Here is a 17,602-nt window from a genome sequence, read left to right as displayed (position 1 = left end):
AAGGCCGCCCGGGTGCAGCGCCGATGCCAGCGCTGTACCCGTGAACTCGGCCTTGAACAGGTCCAGTTGGCGGCGTCGGTGTACTTCCTAGTACGGGTAGAACCCCGACCCGCTCTTCCGGCCCAGTCGGCCCGCGTCGACCATCCGTTGGAGCAGCGGGGGAGCGGCGTACAGGGGCTCCTTGTACTCCTCGTACATCGAGGCGGCGACCGAGGCCACGGTGTCCAGGCCGATCAGGTCGGACAGCTTCAACGGGCCCATCGGGTGGGCGCAGCCGAGCTCCATGCCGTTGTCGATGTCCTCGCGGCTGGCGATGCCCGACTCGAACATCCGGATCGCGGAGAGCAGGTACGGGATGAGCAGCGCGTTGACCACGAAGCCGGAGCGGTCCTGGGCGCGGATGGCGTGCTTGCCCAGGACGTCCTGGACGAGCTTCTCGGCGCGCTTGAGGGTCTCCTCGGCGGTGGTGAGGGCCGGGATCAGCTCCACCAGCTTCTGCACCGGGGCCGGGTTGAAGAAGTGGATGCCGATGACCTGGTCCGGGCGGGAGGTGGCGACCGCCAGCTTGACCAGGGGGATCGACGAGGTGTTGGAGGCCAGGATGGCGTCCGGCCGGGTGACCACCTGGTCCAGGACCTGGAAGATCTCGGTCTTGACCTGCTCGTTCTCCACGACGGCCTCGATCACCAGGTCGCGGTCGGCGAACTCACCCAGGTCGGTGGTGAAGCTGAGCCGGCCGAGCGTGGTATCGCGCTCCGCGGTGGTGATCTTGCCGCGTTCGGCGGCCTTGCCCAGGGAGTTGGTCAGGCGGGTGCGGCCCAGCTCCAGAGCCTCGCCGGTGGTCTCGGCGACCATGACGTCCAGCCCGGCGCGCGCGCACACCTCGGCGATCCCCGCGCCCATCTGGCCGCAGCCGACCACTCCGACGCGTGCAATGTCGGCGAATGAGTCCGTCACCTCGTGCCTTTCGCTGTTCTTCAGGACCGGCGGTACGCCGTAAGGGTCCGACGCCCGCCTCGGCCCCGACGTTACTCCGCGCGGTGCTCGGTTATGGCCGCCGGGGCGGGCATTCTGAGCCCTCAGGACGGGATGAAACAGACGATCTGGGGACTTTCCATGCGTCGGATCACACGAAGAGGGTTTGCGGTGGCCGCGCTCGGCGCAGCCACCTCACTGCTGGCCGCGGGCTCCGCGGCGCCCGCGGCACGTGCGCCGCGCCGCGAGATGCGCGGCATGTGGCTGGCGACGGTCGCCAACCTCGACTGGCCCTCCCGCGCGAAGCTCACCGCCGAGGAGCAGCAGCGCGAGCTGCGCGCCCACTTCGACACGGCCGTCAAGCGCCGACTCAATGCGGTCTTCTTCCAGGTGCGCCCCACCGCGGACGCCCTGTGGCCCTCCCCGTACGAGCCCTGGGCGCAGTACCTGACCGGGCAGCAGGGCCGCGACCCCGGCTGGGACCCGCTGGACTTCGCGGTCCGCGAGGCCCACCGGCGGGACCTGGAACTGCACGCCTGGTTCAACCCCTACCGGATCGCCAACCACACCGACCCGCAGCGGCTGGTCGCCGGCCACCCCGCCCGTCGGCACCCCGAGTGGGTGGTCGCCTACGGCGGCAAGCTCTACTACAACCCCGGGCTGCCGCAGGTCCGCGGCTTCGTCCAGGACGCGATGCTGGACGCGGTGGCGCGTTACCCCGTCGACGGGGTGCACTTCGACGACTACTTCTATCCGTATCCGGTTGCCGGCCGGCAGTTCGACGACGACGCGGCGTACGAGGAGTACGGCGGCGACTTCGCCACCCGGGCCGCCTGGCGTCGGAACAACATCGACCGGCTGGTCCACGAGATGGCGCAGCGGCTCGCCTCGGGCGGTCAGCAGGACGGGCGCACGGTGCGGTTCGGCGTCAGCCCGTTCGCGGTCTGGCGCAACCAGGCCACCGACCCGAAGGGCTCCCGCACCCGGGCCGGGGTGCAGACCTACGACGACCTGTACGCCGACACCCGCCGCTGGGTGCGCGAGGGCTGGATCGACTACATCGTGCCGCAGGTCTACTGGCCGATCGGCACGCAGGCCGCCGACTACGCCGAGCTGGTGCCCTGGTGGGCGCGGACGGTCGACGGCACCGGCGTCGACCTCTACATCGGCGAGGCGCTCTACAAGGAGGGCGACAGCACTCCCGCCGGCTGGAAGGACCCGGCCGAGCTCTCCCGCCACCTCACCCTCGCCCACCGCTACCCGCAGGTCGGCGGCCATGTCTACTTCTCGGCCAAGGAGGTGGCCAGGGACCGGGTGGGCGCCCTGGCCAGGGTGGTGCGCGACCACTACGGCCCCGCGGCGCGGCCGTAGCGGTCGCCGCGCGGCCGGCGTACGGGTCCGGTGCGGACGTGTTAGCGGCCGGGGTCGATATCGGCGGTCCTGGCGTGCCGCACGACCGAGTCGGGGCCGGGCGACATGATCGCCTCGTGCCCGTCCTCACCGCGGACGCGGTAGGGAGGGTCGCCGTTCGTCCCCAGTACTTCGATGATCTCGACTACCCGGTCGTGATGCCCGACGGTCCTGCCGTGCACCACCAGCCGGTCGCCCTTGGTCGCGTGCATCAGGGTCCTCCCCGCTTCGAGCGGCCATGCGACCCGTACGGCCGACTGCGCGGCGGCCGAGCGGTTGAACGGCCTACGGTTCCAACGGTGTGTGGGCCCGGCGCGGCCCGGCGGGCCGTACCTGCCATCGCGGCAAGTTTACGTCCGGAGGCGGGCGGCGCACCTCGGGCGGACCGGCCCGCACCGCCGGCGGTCCCGCCGTCCGGCCCGGTCCCGCCGGTCCCGCCGCTCCCGCCCGGTGCTCACCCCCGGGCCCGCTGGGTGACCGCGATGCAGGCCAGGACCGCCAGCGCCGCGGCGGGTGCGGCCGGGGGCAGCCGCTCGCCGAGCAGCAGGACCGACCACACCAGGGTCAGCAGCGGCTGGGCGAGCTGGAGCTGGCTCGCCCTGGAGACGCCGATGGCGGCCATCCCGCGGTACCAGACGACCAGCCCCAGGAACTGCGAGCCGAACGCCAGCCACAGCAGCCCGCCGACCGCGTGCCCGTTCAGGTGCAGCGGCTCGACGGAGAGCGCGACCGCCGCGCCCGCCACCGTCACCGGGAGCGCCAGCACCAGCGCCCAGCCGATCACTTGCCAGCCGGGCAGGTGGCGGGCCAGCCGGCCGCCCTCGGTGTAGCCCGCCGCGCACACCAGCAGCGCCGCGAACAGGAACAGGTCGCCACGCGAGGGCGCCCCGCCGCTCTGCTGCACCGCGAAGCCGATCACGACGGCGGCGCCGACCAGCGAGGCGGTCCAGAACGTACGGGAGGGCCGTGCGCCGGTCCGCAGTGCCGAGCAGGCGGCGGTGGTCAGCGGCAACAGCCCCACCACCACGGCCGCGTGCGAGGTGGTGGAGGTCTCCAGCGCGAGGGTGGTCAGCAGCGGAAAGCCCAGGACCACCCCGCCCGCGACGACCGCGAGGCCCGCCCAGTGGCGGCGCTCGGGGACCCGTACCCGGAAGACCGCGAGGGCGCCGCCGGCCAGCACGGTGGCCAGCACGCTGCGCAGCATCACCACGGTCCACGGCCCCATGCCCTCCAACGCCCAGGCCGTGGCGGGGAAGGTGAGCGAGAAGGCGGCGACACCGAGGGCGGCGAGCAGGACCCCACGGGCGGCCGGGGTGCCCCGGGCCCCGGCGGCGCTCGCGGGGCCGTTGGTGGCTGGGGACGGGGACGGGGCTGAGGACGTGGCCGGGATCGGTGCTGGGGCGGTGGAGGTGCCCTGACTGCCGGCGGCCGGGGTGCTGACCGCTACCGGGGCGGACGCGATAGCGCTATCGTTGGCTCTCATGCAAGAGCGTAGCAGTGTGGCCGAACTGGCCGCGATCCTCCGTCGTGAGCTGGACCGCTACTCTTCCGGTGAGAAGCTCCCGTCGAGTCGTGCCCTGGTGGAGCAGCACCGCGTCAGCCCGGTGACCGTCTCCCGAGCGCTCGCCGAGCTCGTCGCGGAGGGGCTGGTCGTCACCCGGCCCGGCGCCGGTGCCTTCCGGGCGGAGCCCCGCAGTGAGGCGGCCCGTCCGGTCGACACCTCCTGGCAGGAGATCGCGCTGAGCGCGGAGCCGGCCGGCGACCAGGTGCCGCGCAGTGTCGACGCCTCGGGCGTGGTGGCCACCCTCGCCACCCCCGCGCCCGGGGTCATCGAGCTCAACGGCGGCTATCTGCACGCCGATCTGCAGCCCGAGCGCGCCCTGGCTGCCGCGCTGGCGCGGGCCGGGCGCCGGCCGGGGGCCTGGGGACGGCCGGCGGTCGAGGGCGTCACGGAGCTGCGGGCCTGGTTCGCCCGCGAGATCGGCGGCCCCGGCGGTGCGCTCGCCGCCAGCGACGTCCTGGTCACCGCGGGCGGCCAGAACGCGCTGACCGCCGCGCTGCGCGCGCTGGCCGCCCCCGGTGCGCCGGTGCTCGTGGAGTCCCCGACCTATCCGGGCATGCTCGCGGTCGCCCGCGCCTCCGGGCTGCGGCCGGTGCCGGTCCCGATGGACGCCGAAGGAGTCCGTACCGATCTGCTCGCCGACGCGTTCCGGGCCACCGGGGCGCGGCTCTTCGTCTGCCAGCCGCTGTTCCAGAACCCCACCGGCGCGGTGCTCGCCGCCGAGCGGCGGCGCGAGGTGCTCCGGGTGGCCCGGGCGGCCGGGGCGTTCGTCATCGAGGACGACTTCGCCCGGCAGCTGGTGCACGCCGACGCCCCCGCGCCCCCGCCGACCCTGATGGCGGAAGACCGCCACGGCACGGTCGTCCACATCCGCTCGCTCACCAAGGCCACCTCGCCCAACCTGCGGGTGGGGGCGCTGGCCGCCCGCGGCCCGGTGCTCGACCGGCTGCGCGCCATCCAGGTCGTCGACACCTTCTTCGTGCCCGGGCCGCTCCAGGAGGCCGCCCTGGAGCTCGTCGGCTCGCCCGCGTGGGCCCGCCATCTACGGCTGATCGCGGGCGAGTTGACGGCCCGTCGGAACGCGTTGGCCGCCGCCCTGCACGGGCAGCTGCCCGCCCTCGTCGAGCGGGGGTACGGGGCCGGTCCGGGCAGCGGCCCGATCGTGCCGCCGGGCGGCTTCCACCTGTGGGTGCGGCTGCCGGACGGCACCGACGAGGCGGCGCTGACCGGGGCGGCGCTGCGGGCGGGCGTCGCGGTCGCGGCCGGTCGGCCGTACTTCTCCGCCGAGCCGCCGGCGGCGCACCTGCGGCTGAGCTTCGCCGCGGCGGCCGGCACCGCGGAGCTCACCGAGGGCGTCCGCAGGCTGCGTACGGCGTGTGCGCAGGCGGGGGTGTCGACGGGCTGAGCGGGGACCGAACGGCCGCGCGCCCGCTCCCGGTCGGGCCGAGTGCCCGTCCGGCCGGTGCCTGTCCGGCCGGTGTCCGTCCAGTCGGTGCCCGTCCGGCCGGTGCCTGTCCGGTCACTGCCCGTCTGCCCCGTGGTGCCGACGTCCCGTGGTTCCGGCGTCCGGTGGTTCCGGCGTCCGGTGGTTCCGGCGTCCGGTGGTTCCCACGGCCGTTCGACGTGGGCGCCGTCGGTCTGCGAACCTCCCGGCATGACCGCACACGCCCTCGACGGCTACCAGCTCTCCACCGACCCGGCCCGGCTGGACGCCGACCAGGTCCACCACTGGTTGTCCACCGACGCCTACTGGGCCCTGGACCGCCCCCGGGAGCTGCACGACCGTGCCGTCGCGGGCTCGCTCAACTTCGGCCTGTACGAGGCGGGTTCGGGCCGCCAGGTGGCCTACGCCCGGGTCGTCACCGACCACGCCACCTTCGCCTGGCTCTGCGATGTCTACGTCTGCCGGGACGACCGGGGCAAGGGCCTGGGCACCGCCCTGGTCTCGGCCGTCGCCGACCACATGGCGCCCTGCGGGCTGAACCGCCTCACCCTCGCCACCCAGGACGCCCACGGCGTCTACGCGAAGATCGGCTTCCGCCCGCTGGTGGCGCCGGAGCAGTGGATGACCCTCGGGCTGGTCGACCCCGGCCCGATCGGGATCTGACGGGGCTCCGGTGCGGGGCCGACCGGGTCCAGGCGCGGGCGTCGACCGGGTTCTGGCGCGATCGACCGCGCGGTGGGGATCAGATCGCGCGGTGGGGATCCGTCCGCGCGGTGGGAATCCGACCGTGGCCCCTGCCGTGCTCCGGCCTCGGCCCGTCTCGGTCCGCCTCGGTCCGCCTCGGCCCGTGTCGGTCCGGCCTCGGTCGACCGGGATTCCGGCCGGGCCCGGCCTTCCGCCGTACGGGCTCCGTGCGGGATTTGATCAAGATCTGATCCGAATGCGCACAATCCGGTCCGTCGGGGGCGGTACTGCTCTTACGATCGGCGAATGAGCGTTCGCCTGAAGCTGCTCGCCGCGGGCCGCAGCTCCGCGCTGCTGGAGACGCGGTTCGACGACGACCGCCCGCTCGATGCCGCCGGGTGGTACGAGGCCGAGCGGGCCGCCCCCGTGCTGTGCCGGCTGGCCGCCGCCGAGCTGCGCTACTGCTCGCCGTCCGCGCGCTGCCGGGAGACCGGGGAGGCGCTCGGGCTGCGGCCGTTGGCCCAGCCGGCGCTGCGGGACTGCGACATGGGGCGCTGGCGCGGGCGGACGCTGGGCGAGGTGACCGCCGCGGAACCGCGCGCGGTGGAGACCTGGCTCGCCGACCCGCGCTCCGCCCCGCACGGCGGGGAGTCCCTGCTCGCCTTCATCAGCCGCGTCGGCGGCTGGCTGGACACCCGGCCGGTCGAGGACGCCGACGGTCTGCTCGCGGTCGCCGAGCCCGGTGTGGTGCGGGCGGCCCTGGTCTACGCGCTCCAGGCGCCGCCGCACTCGTACTGGCGCATCGACGTCCGGCCGCTGTCGGTGAGCACGCTCAGGCGGCGCTCGGGCAGCTGGGACCTCCAGCTGGAGGCCTGAGCCCGGGCCCGGCCCGGCAGCGGTGCCGGACGCCGGCCGGAAGGCGGGACCACCCACCGCGCACCACCCGGAAAGCCCATTCCGCCCGCTCGGCTGTCCGGGGCATGCGCACCCTTCTGACCTGCGGGAACCGCGCGCAGGTCGACGTGGTTCGCGGGAGCCGGCCCGGGGAGGCGCGCCCCATCGAGGTGCGCGCCGCCGGGCCGGGCGGTTCTCTCGGGATATGCACATACGGCACATTCCTCTGTACGCGCTGGGCGCCGGAGCCCTCGCGGTCTCCGCCCTGCTCCTCGGCGACGGCAACGGTGCGGACGCCGCCACCGGGGCCGTGACCGATGCGGTGACCGACGCGGCCACCGGGGCGGCCGCCCCCACGGACGGCGCGCCCGCGGTGGCCGTCACGCCGGGCACGGTGGCACCGGGCGCGACCGTCACCGTCCAGGACGGGGGGCACTGCGGCGGCGGATCGGCCCGGGCGCGCTTCGGCGGCACGGACATCCCCGCACTGCGGCTGTCCCCGTCCGGTGGCGGTCTCGGCGGCACCGCGGTGGTGCCGCAGGGCACCGCGCCCGGCGTCTACGCGGTCACCGTCACCTGCGGCGGAGGAACGGCCACCGGGCAGAGCCGGGGGGCGTACGAGGGGTCGGCCGGCCGTCCGGCCACGACGGCGCGGACCGGCACGGTCCTCACCGGCACCCTGACCGTCTCCGGCGGCGCCACGGACGGTGCGGACCCGGCAGGCACCGACCCCGCGCTCTACCAGGGCGCCCCGGATCCGGCCGGCTCCTCGGGCGGTGCGGACGACGGGGAGTTCTCCGCGGGCAGCGCGGACGGGGCCCTCGCCGCGCCGGACGGCCCCGACGGGGCCCTCCCACAGAGCGGCTCCGACCCGGCCGGCGGCCCGGACGACGCCGACGGGGTCCTGCCCCAAGGCGGTTCCCGTACCGGACTCGGTGGGTCGGCCGGCGGCGGCCCGGCCACCACGGCGCTCGGCGCGGCGCTGCTGCTGGGCGCGGCCGGATCCGGTGTCCTCGCCCACCGTCGGCGTGCCCGCGGCGCTTCGGGCCCCCGGCGGTGAGCGCGTCCCCGCCACCCCGCCCGCGCACCGTCGCCCTGGCCGTCGGCCTGGTCACCGCCCTCATGGTCGCCGGGCTGCTCGCCCTGATAGCGGCCAGGCTGGAGCAGCGCGACGCCACCAGCGAGGTCGACGACGGCACCCACACCGTGCGGCGTACCGAGATCGCCCGGACCCTCAGCGGCCAGCTGACCCTCCCGTTCCGCAACGGGCCCGATGTGGTGCGCTGCTCCGGCGACCTCCGGCCGGTTCCGGCTGCCGAGGTGCGCTGCACGGCGCACTTCCCCTCCGGCCGGGACCGCCGGCTGACCGTCGAGGTCACCCGCGTCCAGCACAACAAGGTGACCTACCGCCGGCGCCCCGCCCCGCACTGACCCCCGGGCCCGCCGACGGGCTCCGGAGTCACGGGGTGAGGTCGAGTGCGGCCCGGCCCGACCCGTCCATCAGGAACGGCACCGAGCCGTGCGTGTGCGTGATCCGCCACTCGCCGTCGAGCCTGCGCAGCCCCACGGTCGAGCGGTACCACAGCTCCACCTCGAAGCCGTCGGTCTTCGTGCCGCGCATCCGGTCGATGCTGTGCGCGAAGGCGGCATCGCCGCCGACGGTGATCTCCAGCTCGGTCAGTGTCACCTCGATCGGTCCGTCCCAGGTCGCGTACCAGCCCTCCACGGCGCCGCGGTCCAGCACCTGCGGCCCGCGGTACTGCAGCGGGGGAGCGAGGCTGAAGTCCACGACGTCCGGTGCGCAGTGCGAGAGGAAGCGCGCGGCGTCCCGGTCCCGGGTCGCCGCCGCCCGGTCCTGGAGCACCTCCCGGATCCGCTGCTCGTCCGTCGTCCGCCCGGTGTCGGTGGTGGTCATGTCCGTTCCTCTCCTCGGCCGGCGCCGTGGCGGCGCTCGGAAGATCCGTGTCAAGGGGTGGACTGCGCCGGGCGCCGGAACTCATCGGCGGCCCCGGATCCCGCCCTGGCGCCCCCGCGCGCCCGGCTCGAATCCAGGTCTCCGGCAGCGCTTCCGGGGCGGCTGCGGCGGTTCGGTGCGCCGCATGCACGGGCCCGGCGGGGTCTGCGGAGCCTGGGGGGCCAGGGAGTCCGGGGAGTCCGGGAAGTCCGGGGAGTCCGGGGAGTCGCCTGGACCGCTGGTCCAGGCAGCCGCCCGCCCGTCCGACTGCCCGACCGTCCGACCGTCCGACCACCCGTCCGACCGGCCGAGCCGCCTGGACCGCCGGCCCGTCCCCGTGGCGACCACCGCACCGCCGTTGCCCGTCAACTCCCCTGGGAACGCCAGGCGTTGGCCGCCGCCACCCGGCTTCCCACCTGGAGCTTGGCGTAGGCGTGCTCCAGGTGCTTGTCGACCGTGCGCGGGCTGATCGCCAGCCGGTGCGCGATCTGTTGGTTCGTCAGGCCGCTGGTCAGCAGGGCGAGTACGGCCGACTCCCGGCGGGTGACGTGGACCTCGGCGGGAGTCGGCGGGGCGAGCCGGCCCAGGGCGTGGCTGAGCCGGGTGCGCAGCAGTGCGGCGGCCGCCACGTCGTCGTCGGAGAAGTCGCCGGCGCTGCGGCTGATGGCCAGGCAGACCCGGCGCGGGGTGCCCCCGGCGCAGCCGGCCGGGACCGACATCGCCAGCTGGTGCTCGGCGCCGAACGGCCGGTAGACCTCGGTGTAGGCGGCCAGTGCATGGAACTCGCTGCGGGTCTGCAGCGTCGAGCGCCGCATCGGGGTGCCGGGGCCGGTGGTGGTGTGCCGTACGAGGGAGTCGTGCACCGACTCGCGGGCGAAGGCGTCCCGGACCTCCTGGCTCAGCAGGTCTGCGGGCACCGTTAGCGGGCGGTCGGTGCTGCCGGCACGGGGCGCCCAGATGATGCTGTCGCCGGGCACGGCGGACAGCAGCAGCGGAAGCAGCGCCGGAACAAGGGTCTCCTCGTCGACGGCATCGATCAGAAGGTCCACGACGGCGAGAATGCGTCGCAGGCCGGCCTCCCCGGCCGCACTCATAGTCCCAGCGTACGAAGGGGGAGGGGGCAGTCAAGCGCGGGCGGTGGGCGAGGGACGGCGGGGGTGGGCGGGGGCGGGGGCCCGGGCCCGGGGTGACACCCGGCCGGCCGGGGGAAGACCGGCCGGGCGCGTCAGGCGGCTCAGCGCCCGACGGCATAGACGCGGTTGACGGGGCTCTCGGCGGCGAGCCGCCAGTGGTGGAGTCCGGCGTCGTCCGCGATCTCCCGCAGTGCCTCCTCACCCGCGTGGTTCCCCAGGGCCTGCGGACCGTGCTGGGCGAGCGCGGACGGCAGGCAGACGGCGACCGAGGAGGCGGTCAGCGCCCGGCCGACGGGGTTGACGTTCTCCTGGGCGTTCGCCGAGGCATTCGGCTCCACGATCATGCAGGTGCCGCCGTCGGCGAGGGCCTGCTCGGCGTGGTGCAGCGCACCGCCCGGGTCACCGATGTCGTGCAGGCAGTCAAAGAACGTGATCAGGTCGAAGTCCCCGCCGGGGAAGTCCTGGGCGGTGGCGACCTCGAAGCTCACCCGGTCCTCGAGTCCCTGCTCGGTCACCAGGTCGCGGGCCGCCTCGACGGACGGGCGGTGGAAGTCGAAGCCGTGGAAGTGTGACCGGGGGAAGGCCTGGGCCATCAGCGTCGTGGAGTAGCCGTATCCGCACCCGACGTCCGCGACCTCCGCGCCCCGTTCCAGCTTCTCCACCACACCGTCCAGCGCGGTCAGCCACTCCGGGACGAGCGCGGCCGCGTAGCCGGGGCGGAAGAACTTCGCGGTGCCGGCGAAGAGCGCCGGGCTGTGCTCCTCCCAGCCGACGCCCTCGCCGGTGCGGAAGGCGTCCATCAGGCTGTCCTCGGTGGCGAAGACCGCCTGCAGTATGCCGAAGAAGCCGGCGGCGTAGGTCGGGGACTCCGGGTCGGCCAGGACGGCGGCGTGCTCGTCGGGCAGCTCGTAGGTGTCGGTGTCCGGTGCGTAGGTGAGGTACTCCCCGGCCACCTGGGCGGCGAGCCACTCGCGCACATAGCGCTCCACCAGGCCGGTGCGGGCGGCGAGTTGGGCGGAGGTGAGCGGACCGGCTCCGGCCATGGCGGTGTAGAGCCCCAGCCGGTCGCCGAGCGAGGTGCACAGGCCGGCGACCGCCGCACCGCCGTCGGTGATCACCCGCTCCAGGAACTCCTGCACCCGGGCCTCGTCCACGGCGGCCCCGTGCGGGGCGCCGGCGGCTGTGGCCATGGCTTCCACCTCCTGGTCCTCCTCCAGTGCAGCAGGCCGGCCGCGTCGTCGCCATACGGGATTCGCCGTATGCGCAGGGGCGGGCGCGGGCCGACACTGGGGTGAGGAGGAGGTGCACCATGCGCAAGAAGATGGACTGCCGGGACTACCCGAGCGAGACGAAGTGCAGCCTCGTCATCTCCGGCGAGGAGGAGGAAGTGGTCCGCGCCGCTAGTGAGCACGCGGTGGCGGTACACGGCCACACGGACAGCCCGGAGCTGCGGGAGCAGATCAGGTCGTCGCTGAAGAACGAGATGCCGCAGCACGCCTGAGGCCTGAGGCCTGGCGCCTGAGGCCTGGCGCCTGATGTCTGACGTCTGACGCCCGCCGCCCGACGTCGTCGGCCGGCGCCGTGACGCGCGCTGCCCCGTTGCGGCCGCCGCGACCCGGCCCCCGGCCGTCGCGCGGCGCCCGGCCCCGCGCTCGCGCTCCACGAGGCGCCACCAGGATCCACGAGGAGCCACCAGAAGCCACCAGGAGCCCGCCACGAGAAGTCACCAGGCGTCACCAGGAGCCACCAGGAGTCAACGAGGAGCCACGAGGAGGACAGTCATGTACGCAGTGGTCCGGCGGTACGAGGGGGTCACCGACCCGGCCGAGGCCGGACGCCGGGTGAACGAGGGGTTCGTACCGCTCGTGCGCGGGGTCCCGGGCTTCGTGGCCTACTACTGGATCGACGCCGGGGACGGGGTGATGGTGGCGACCGGGATCTTCCGGGACCTGGCCGGCGCCGAGGAGTCGACCCGGAGGGCGGCGGACTTCGTACGGGACCGGCTCGCCCCCCTGCTTCCCCGTCCGCCCCAGGTCACGGTCGGCGAGGTGCTGGCCGAGGGGTAGCCGGCCGCCGGAGACGGCCGGCGCGTCCGGCCCGGTACCCGGTCCTGCGCACCCGCCGCAGGGGCTAAGGGAAGGTCATTGCATAAAACTGCAACGATCCGTATAGTCATGCCATCAAGGAGGAGGGTCCATGACCGTACGAGCAGCAGTGGCCGGTGCGAGCGGGTACGCGGGCGGTGAGGTGCTGCGCCTGCTTCTGGGGCACCCCGAGGTCGAGATCGGCACCCTGACCGCCCACTCCCACGCGGGCGAGCGCCTGGGGCCGCTGCAGCCGCACCTGCTCCCGCTCGCCGACCGGGAGCTCCGGCCGACCTCCGCCGAGGAGCTGGCCGGCCATGACGTGGTCTTCCTCGGGTTGCCGCACGGCCAGTCCGCCGCGGTCGCCGAGCAGCTCGGCCCGGACGTCCTGGTTGTCGACCTGGGCGCCGACTTCCGGCTCCGGAGCGCGGCGGACTGGACGGCGTTCTACGGCAGTGAGCACGCCGGGACCTGGCCCTACGGCCTCCCCGAACTGCCGGGTGCCCGCGCCGCGCTGGAGGGGTCCAAGCGCATTGCGGTGCCCGGTTGCTACCCCACCGCCGTCTCGCTCGCGCTCTTCCCCGCGTACGCCGCCGGGCTGGTCGAGAGCGAAGCGGTGATCGTCGCCGCGTCCGGCACCTCCGGCGCCGGCAAGGCGCCCAAGCCGCACCTGCTCGGCTCCGAGGTGATGGGCTCCATGTCCCCGTACGGCGTGGGCGGGGTGCACCGGCACACCCCCGAGATGGTGCAGAACCTCAGCGCCGCCGCCGGCGAGCCGGTCACGGTGTCCTTCACCCCGACCCTGGCGCCGATGCCGCGCGGCATCCTCGCCACCTGCTCGGCCCGGGCGAAGCCCGGTGTGGACGGCGCCGCGGTGCGGGCCGCGTACGAGAAGGCCTTCGCCGATGAGCCGTTCGTCCAGCTGCTGCCCGAGGGGCAGTGGCCCGGCACCGCCGCCGTGTACGGCTCCAACGCCGCGCAGATCCAGCTCGCCTACGACGCGGCGGCCGGCCGGGTGGTGGTGATCAGCGCCATCGACAACCTCACCAAGGGCACCGCCGGCGGCGCCGTGCAGTCCATGAACCTCGCCCTCGGCCTCGACGAGACCACCGGCCTGTCCACGGTCGGAACCGCCCCGTGAGCGGGACGCGGCGCCCGGCGGGAGCCGGGGGAGCAGGGGCGGCCGCCGGGTCGCGGACGACGACGCCCGCCGCGCCGCAGCGCGCGGGCGCCGGTGACAGCAGCCGCTGGTGCGGCGGAGCGAACAAGGAGACGCAGTGAGTGTGACGGCAGCCAAGGGATTCTCGGCGGCGGGGATCGCCGCCGGGATCAAGGAGAACGGCAACCCGGACCTCGCCCTCGTGGTGAACGACGGGCCGCGCCTGGCCGCCGCCGGCGTCTTCACCTCCAACCGCGTCAAGGCGGCGCCGGTGCTCTGGTCGGAGCAGGTGCTCAAGGACGGCGAACTGTCCGCCGTCGTCCTCAACTCCGGTGGTGCCAACGCCTGTACGGGCCCGCAGGGCTTCCAGGACACCCACGCCACCGCCGAGAAGGTCGCGGAGTCGCTGAACGCCGCGGGCCACGACCGGACCGGCGGACACGCCGCGGGCCTGGTCGCGGTCTGCTCGACGGGGCTGATCGGCATCCCGCTGCCGATGGACGCCCTGCTGCACGGCGTCGACAAGGCCGTCGCCCAACTCAGCCCGCACGGTGGTGAGAAGGCCGCGATCGCCATCAAGACCACCGACAGCGTGCACAAGACCGCCGTCGTCACCAGGGACGGCTGGACGGTCGGTGGCATGGCCAAGGGCGCGGGCATGCTCGCCCCCGGGCTGGCCACCATGCTCGTGGTGCTGACCACCGACGCCGACGTGCCGGCCGCCGAACTGGACACCGCGCTGCGCGCCGCGACCCGCACCACCTTCGACCGGGTCGACTCCGACGGCTGTATGTCCACCAACGACACGGTGCTGCTGCTCGCCTCCGGCGCCAGCGAAGTTGCCCCGGACCAGGCGGAGTTCGCCGACGCGGTGCGGGAGGTCTGCGACGACCTCGCCCGCCAGCTCATCGGCGACGCCGAGGGCGCCAGCAAGGACATCCGGATCGAGGTGATCAACGCGGCGAGCGAGGACGACGCCGTCGAGGTCGGCCGCTCCATCGCCCGCAACAACCTCCTCAAGTGCGCCCTGCACGGCGAGGACCCCAACTGGGGCCGGGTGCTCTCCGCCATCGGCACCACCGCCGCGGCCTTCGAGCCCGACCGGCTGAACGTCGCCATCAACGGCGTCTGGGTCTGCAAGAACGGCTCGGTCGGCGAGGACCGCGAGCTGGTCGACATGCGCTACCGGGAGGTACGGATCACCGCCGACCTCGCCGCAGGTACCGAGTCCGCGGTCATCTGGACCAACGACCTCACCGCCGACTACGTCCACGAGAACAGCGCCTACAGCTCATGACCACTCGCAAACACACCGCGCTCCCCAAGGCCCGCACGCTCATCGAGGCGTTGCCCTGGCTGACCCGCCACCATGGCAAGACGGTCGTCATCAAGTTCGGCGGCAACGCCATGGTCGACGAGGAGCTCAAGCGCGCCTTCGCCCAGGACGTCGTCTTCCTGCGGCACGCCGGCCTGCGCCCCGTCGTGGTGCACGGCGGCGGGCCGCAGATCAGCGCCCACCTGGACCTGCTGGGCCTCGCCTCCGAGTTCAAGGGCGGCCTGCGGGTCACCTCGCCCGAGGCGATGAACGTCGTACGGATGGTGCTCGCCGGCCAGGTGCAGCGCGAGCTGGTCGGGCTGCTCAACGAGCACGGCCCGCTCGCCGTCGGCATGACCGGCGAGGACGCCCATCTGATGACCGCCACCAAGCACTACGCCGACGTCGACGGCGAGCGGGTGGACATCGGCCGGGTCGGCGAGATCACCGCCGTCGACCCGGGGGCGGTCCGGGCGCTGCTGGACGACGGCCGGATCCCGGTGATCTCCTCCATCGCCCGCAGCAGCGACGAGGACGACGCCGCCGGCGGCGGATCCGGCGTCTTCAACGTCAACGCCGACACCGCGGCGGCCGCGCTGGCCGCGGCGCTGGACGCCGAGACGCTGATGGTGCTCACCGACGTCGAGGGCCTCTACGAGGACTGGCCGCACAGCGACGAGGTGATCTCCCGCCTGACCGCCTCCGAACTGGAGAAGCTGCTGCCCGACCTGGCCAGCGGCATGGTCCCCAAGATGCGCGGCTGTCTGCACGCGGTGCGCAACGGGGTGCACACCGCCCGGGTCATCGACGGGCGGGTCCAGCACTCCATCCTGCTGGAGATCTTCACCGACGAGGGCATCGGCACGATGGTCGTGCCGGACACCGACGAGGCAACCGACGCGACCGAGGGGGCGGAATGAGCCAGGACGCGCACACCCAGGGCCCAGTGACCAACGAGGGCCTCACCCGGCGCTGGCAGGGCGCCATGATGGACAACTTCGGCACCCCCCGCGTCCCCCTGGTCCGCGGTGAGGGCGCCCGGCTCTGGGACGCCGACGGCGCCGAGTACCTCGACTTCCTCGGCGGGATCGCGGTCAACGCCCTGGGCCACGCCCACCCGGCGGTGCTGCGCGCGGTCTCCGACCAGGTCGCCACCCTCGGCCATGTCTCGAACTTCTTCGTCGCCGAGCCCACTGTGACCCTGGCCGAGCGGCTGCTGGCGCTCGCCGGGCGCCCCGGCCGGGTGTACTTCTCCAACTCCGGCGCCGAGGCGAACGAGGCCGCCTTCAAGATCGGCCGGCTGACCGGCCGCACCCACATGGTCTCCACGAACGGTGGCTTCCACGGCCGCACCATGGGCGCCCTGGCGCTCACCGGCCAGCCCGCCAAGCAGGCCCCGTTCGCCCCGCTCCCGGGCGACGTCAGCTACGTCCCGTACGGGGACGCCGAGGCGCTCCGCGCGGCCGTCACCACCGACACCGCCTTCGTCATCCTGGAGCCCGTCCAGGGCGAGAACGGCGTGGTGGTCCCGCCGCCGGGCTACCTCCGGGCGGCCCGCGAGATCACCGCCGCCACCGGCACCCTGCTCGTCCTCGACGAGATCCAGACCGGCATCGGCCGCACCGGGCACTGGCTGGAGTCCCGGGCGCAGGGCGTCGAGGCGGACGTCATCACCCTCGCCAAGGGCCTCGGCGGCGGGCTGCCGATCGGCGCGACGCTGGCCTTCGGCCCGGCCGCCGAGCTGCTCACGCCCGGCTCGCACGGCTCGACGTTCAGCGGCAACCCGATCGTCTGCGCCGCCGCCCTCGCCGTCCTGGACACCATCGAGAAGGACGGCCTGCTGGACCACGTCAAGCGCGTCGGCGAGCGGCTGCGGACCGGGATCGAGGCCCTGGGGCACCCATTGGTCGGCCAGGTCCGCGGTGCGGGCCTCCTCCTGGGTATCGTCTTGACCGAGCCGCTCGCACCGCGGGTGCAGCAGGCGGCTCAGGACGCGGGTCTCCTGGTGAACGCGGTCGCGCCGGACGTCGTCCGGCTCGCCCCGCCGCTGATCGTCTCTGACGAGGAGGCGGAGGTGTTCCTCCACCGGCTCCCCGCCGTCCTGGACCAGGCCCGCCAAGGGGCCGACGGGGAACAACGATCCGGAGACTGACGAGACAGATGACCGAGCCGCAGGACACCGGGGTGCACAACGGGAGCCAGGCCGTACCGCAGACCCGCACCGCCCGCCACCGCCGGATCGTGGACATCCTCAACCGGCTGCCGGTCCGCTCCCAGAGCCAGCTCGCCAAGCTGCTCGCCGACGACGGCCTGTCCGTCACCCAGGCGACGCTCTCCCGCGACCTGGACGAGCTGGGCGCCGTGAAGATCCGCAACACCGGTGGTGAGCTGATCTACGCGGTGCCCAGCGAGGGCGGCGACCGCAAACCACGGGCACCGCTGGGGGAGTCGGCCAAGGAGGAGCGGATGCGCCGGCTCGCCGGCGAACTCCTCATCTCCGCCGAGGCCTCCGCCAACCTCGTCGTCCTGCGCACCCCACCGGGCGCCGCCCAGTTCCTGGCCTCGGCCATCGACCAGGCCGAGCTCCACGACATCCTCGGCACCATCGCCGGCGACGACACCCTGATGCTGATCAGCCGCGACCCCGGCGGTGGCCAGGCGCTCGCCGACCACCTGCTGCGGCTGGCGCAGAAGAACCACTGACGACGTCAAGGAGACGAAGCCCCGGTTCGGTGGAGGGGGCTTTCAAGGAGCCCACCGAACCGGGCTCCGCCTTCCCGGGGGCCGGTCAGGTCCGCTCGTCGTCCTCCGGCTCCTCACTGTCTGGAGCAACGGCCGGGACCAGGCCGTCCCCGTCGAGTTCAGGGGCCGTGTTGATCCGCAGGCACCCGTCTGTGCCGAACAACTCGATCAACTGCGACAGATGGGCTCGGGCGATACTGCGCACCTGGATCTCTCCGGGAGGGGAAGGCGTGGCGGTCGGGACAGT

General features: G+C 74.1%; 20 protein-coding genes. 13 read left to right on the top strand and 7 right to left on the bottom strand.

All coding sequences use genetic code 11. The annotated features are described in order from the left end of the window. Positions 1–87: 87 nt before the first annotated feature. A complete protein-coding gene (locus AB0G84_RS18960) occupies positions 88–957 on the bottom strand; it encodes a 3-hydroxybutyryl-CoA dehydrogenase (protein ID WP_361321575.1) in 870 nt (289 codons plus the stop codon). 159 nt (positions 958–1,116) lie between these two features. Here AB0G84_RS18960 and AB0G84_RS18955 point away from each other — a divergent pair, with 159 nt between their 5' ends. After that, positions 1,117–2,346, top strand: a complete 1,230-nt coding sequence (locus tag AB0G84_RS18955) for a family 10 glycosylhydrolase (protein WP_361321573.1) — start codon at positions 1,117–1,119, stop codon at positions 2,344–2,346. A gap of 41 nt (positions 2,347–2,387) precedes the next feature. Here AB0G84_RS18955 and AB0G84_RS18950 read toward each other — a convergent pair whose 3' ends face one another. Together AB0G84_RS18950 and AB0G84_RS18945 are read right to left on the bottom strand one after the other, a co-directional pair. Continuing rightward, positions 2,388–2,597, bottom strand: a complete 210-nt coding sequence (locus AB0G84_RS18950; RefSeq protein ID WP_361321571.1) for a DUF1918 domain-containing protein — start codon at positions 2,595–2,597, stop codon at positions 2,388–2,390. 242 nt (positions 2,598–2,839) lie between these two features. Then, entirely contained in the window at positions 2,840–3,868 is a 1,029-nt protein-coding gene (locus AB0G84_RS18945; RefSeq protein WP_361321569.1) for an EamA family transporter, read from the bottom strand. On the opposite strand from AB0G84_RS18945, the gene AB0G84_RS18940 reads away from it, so the two are divergent. The 5 genes from AB0G84_RS18940 (at position 3,867) to AB0G84_RS18920 (ending at position 8,399) form a co-directional block, all read left to right on the top strand. Further along, positions 3,867–5,351: a PLP-dependent aminotransferase family protein gene (locus AB0G84_RS18940; RefSeq protein WP_361321567.1), complete on the top strand. Its 1,485-nt coding sequence runs from the start codon at positions 3,867–3,869 to the stop codon at positions 5,349–5,351. The genes AB0G84_RS18945 and AB0G84_RS18940 overlap by 2 nt on opposite strands. A gap of 249 nt (positions 5,352–5,600) precedes the next feature. Next, positions 5,601–6,053: a GNAT family N-acetyltransferase gene (locus tag AB0G84_RS18935; protein ID WP_361321565.1), complete on the top strand. Its 453-nt coding sequence runs from the start codon at positions 5,601–5,603 to the stop codon at positions 6,051–6,053. Between the two features lie 327 nt (positions 6,054–6,380). After that, positions 6,381–6,950 (top strand): histidine phosphatase family protein, encoded by a 570-nt coding sequence (locus AB0G84_RS18930; RefSeq protein ID WP_361321563.1) that lies wholly within the window; start codon positions 6,381–6,383, stop codon positions 6,948–6,950. A gap of 223 nt (positions 6,951–7,173) precedes the next feature. Continuing rightward, positions 7,174–8,028, top strand: a complete 855-nt coding sequence (locus AB0G84_RS18925; protein ID WP_361321561.1) for a hypothetical protein — start codon at positions 7,174–7,176, stop codon at positions 8,026–8,028. Next, on the top strand, positions 8,025–8,399 hold the full coding sequence (locus AB0G84_RS18920) for a DUF4333 domain-containing protein (protein ID WP_361321559.1): 375 nt from the start codon (positions 8,025–8,027) through the stop codon (positions 8,397–8,399). The genes AB0G84_RS18925 and AB0G84_RS18920 overlap by 4 nt, the downstream gene beginning before the upstream one ends. 28 nt (positions 8,400–8,427) lie before the next feature. Here AB0G84_RS18920 and AB0G84_RS18915 read toward each other — a convergent pair whose 3' ends face one another. From AB0G84_RS18915 to AB0G84_RS18905, 3 genes are all read right to left on the bottom strand, one after another. Next, the gene (locus AB0G84_RS18915; RefSeq protein ID WP_361321557.1) at positions 8,428–8,883 is read right to left on the bottom strand and encodes a nuclear transport factor 2 family protein; all 456 of its coding nucleotides are present in this window, start codon (positions 8,881–8,883) and stop codon (positions 8,428–8,430) included. Between the two features lie 404 nt (positions 8,884–9,287). Beyond that, entirely contained in the window at positions 9,288–10,016 is a 729-nt protein-coding gene (locus AB0G84_RS18910) for a LuxR C-terminal-related transcriptional regulator (protein WP_361321555.1), read from the bottom strand. A gap of 140 nt (positions 10,017–10,156) precedes the next feature. Further along, positions 10,157–11,245 (bottom strand): class I SAM-dependent methyltransferase, encoded by a 1,089-nt coding sequence (locus AB0G84_RS18905; RefSeq protein ID WP_361321553.1) that lies wholly within the window; start codon positions 11,243–11,245, stop codon positions 10,157–10,159. Between the two features lie 119 nt (positions 11,246–11,364). Here AB0G84_RS18905 and AB0G84_RS18900 point away from each other — a divergent pair, with 119 nt between their 5' ends. The 7 genes from AB0G84_RS18900 (at position 11,365) to AB0G84_RS18870 (ending at position 17,316) form a co-directional block, all read left to right on the top strand. Next, positions 11,365–11,556 carry a DUF1059 domain-containing protein gene (locus AB0G84_RS18900; protein ID WP_361321551.1) on the top strand — a complete coding sequence of 64 codons (192 nt, stop codon included), beginning with the start codon at positions 11,365–11,367 and terminating at the stop codon, positions 11,554–11,556. Positions 11,557–11,836: 280 nt separating this feature from the next. Then, on the top strand, positions 11,837–12,121 hold the full coding sequence (locus tag AB0G84_RS18895; RefSeq protein WP_361321549.1) for a hypothetical protein: 285 nt from the start codon (positions 11,837–11,839) through the stop codon (positions 12,119–12,121). Between the two features lie 130 nt (positions 12,122–12,251). After that, the gene (argC, locus tag AB0G84_RS18890; RefSeq protein ID WP_361321546.1) at positions 12,252–13,280 is read left to right on the top strand and encodes an N-acetyl-gamma-glutamyl-phosphate reductase; all 1,029 of its coding nucleotides are present in this window, start codon (positions 12,252–12,254) and stop codon (positions 13,278–13,280) included. A gap of 136 nt (positions 13,281–13,416) precedes the next feature. Beyond that, a complete protein-coding gene (gene argJ, locus AB0G84_RS18885) occupies positions 13,417–14,595 on the top strand; it encodes a bifunctional glutamate N-acetyltransferase/amino-acid acetyltransferase ArgJ (RefSeq protein WP_361321544.1) in 1,179 nt (392 codons plus the stop codon). Beyond that, positions 14,592–15,533 (top strand): acetylglutamate kinase, encoded by a 942-nt coding sequence (gene argB / locus AB0G84_RS18880; protein ID WP_361321542.1) that lies wholly within the window; start codon positions 14,592–14,594, stop codon positions 15,531–15,533. The genes argJ and argB overlap by 4 nt, the downstream gene beginning before the upstream one ends. Next, positions 15,530–16,765, top strand: a complete 1,236-nt coding sequence (locus AB0G84_RS18875) for an acetylornithine transaminase (RefSeq protein ID WP_361321540.1) — start codon at positions 15,530–15,532, stop codon at positions 16,763–16,765. The genes argB and AB0G84_RS18875 overlap by 4 nt, the downstream gene beginning before the upstream one ends. Before the next feature lie 8 nt (positions 16,766–16,773). Further along, positions 16,774–17,316, top strand: a complete 543-nt coding sequence (locus AB0G84_RS18870) for an arginine repressor (RefSeq protein WP_361321538.1) — start codon at positions 16,774–16,776, stop codon at positions 17,314–17,316. Positions 17,317–17,401: 85 nt separating this feature from the next. On the opposite strand, the gene AB0G84_RS18865 is transcribed toward AB0G84_RS18870, so the two are convergent. After that, positions 17,402–17,560 carry a hypothetical protein gene (locus AB0G84_RS18865; protein ID WP_361321536.1) on the bottom strand — a complete coding sequence of 53 codons (159 nt, stop codon included), beginning with the start codon at positions 17,558–17,560 and terminating at the stop codon, positions 17,402–17,404. Between the last annotated feature and the right edge of the window lie 42 nt (positions 17,561–17,602).

This window comes from Streptomyces sp. NPDC020742 (genome assembly GCF_040641675.1).
Classification (GTDB): Bacteria; Actinomycetota; Actinomycetes; order Streptomycetales; family Streptomycetaceae; genus Streptomyces.
Note: the sequence above shows the minus strand (reverse complement) of the source record. Positions and strands in the feature narration are given on the sequence as shown.